This window comes from Arthrobacter sp. 2RAF6 (genome assembly GCF_052115205.1).
GTDB lineage: Bacteria > Actinomycetota > Actinomycetes > Actinomycetales > Micrococcaceae > Arthrobacter.
Genome location: NZ_JBFRGF010000113.1, coordinates 1 through 683, shown reverse-complemented (window position 1 = coordinate 683; position 683 = coordinate 1). Strand labels below are relative to the sequence as shown.

Genomic DNA, 683 nt, shown 5'->3' with positions numbered 1-683 from the left:
CCTACGGCCCCGAAGACCTCGAACACGTCGCCCAGGAACTCAACGCCCGCCCCCGCAAAACCCTCGCCTGGGACACCCCGGCCGAGCGACTTCGTGATTTACTAATAGCCAGCTGACCACGGGTGTTGCGTCGACCCCCAGAATTCGCCGAGGGTCAATGTCCACACATTAAAGCAAAAACCCCTCTGACGAGGGGTCATGCTGTGCCCAAGGTGGGACTCGAACCGCATTCCAACCCTTGAAAACACTGGGAAGTCCAGAAAACATAGGCAGTACGGGCCAGTCCGGCCCCGGTACGGCCGAGTCCGACGGCAAAAGTGTTGACACTGTCAACACACCCTCTTTTCCGCTTTTGAACCCGTTTGCCGGCGAAGCCAAGCGGTGCATGAGTAATGGTCCAGGTTGCCGGGTCAGGCGATCTGGATCCGCTCGTCTCCGAGTTCAACCTCGACACGTAGCCGCCCACCGACCGCTTCAACGTATTTCCGCAGCGTGTCGATCTGGGCGCGGTCAACATCGCCGCGCTCGATGCGTGACACCCTGTTCTGGCTGACGTGCAGACGTGCAGCCAGTTCGACCTGAATCAGTCGGATGTTCCACTGAGCTCCTGAAGCCGGTAAGCCCGGACCTCATCGAGCAGGTGCTTCTTGTGGGCGTCCACAGCAACCCGGTCAACAGGCCGC

General features: G+C 60.3%; 1 protein-coding gene and 1 pseudogene. One reads left to right on the top strand and one right to left on the bottom strand.

Features of this window, described 5'->3' with window-relative positions; all coding sequences use genetic code 11:
• Window positions 1-116: pseudogene (locus AB4Z38_RS25730) on the top strand (IS30 family transposase); the annotation flags it as partial.
• Window positions 117-410: 294 nt separating this feature from the next.
• Here the strand turns inward: AB4Z38_RS25730 and AB4Z38_RS25725 are convergent.
• The gene (locus AB4Z38_RS25725; RefSeq protein WP_441432339.1) at window positions 411-539 is read right to left on the bottom strand and encodes a hypothetical protein; all 129 of its coding nucleotides are present in this window, start codon (window positions 537-539) and stop codon (window positions 411-413) included.
• Window positions 540-683 lie beyond the last annotated feature (144 nt).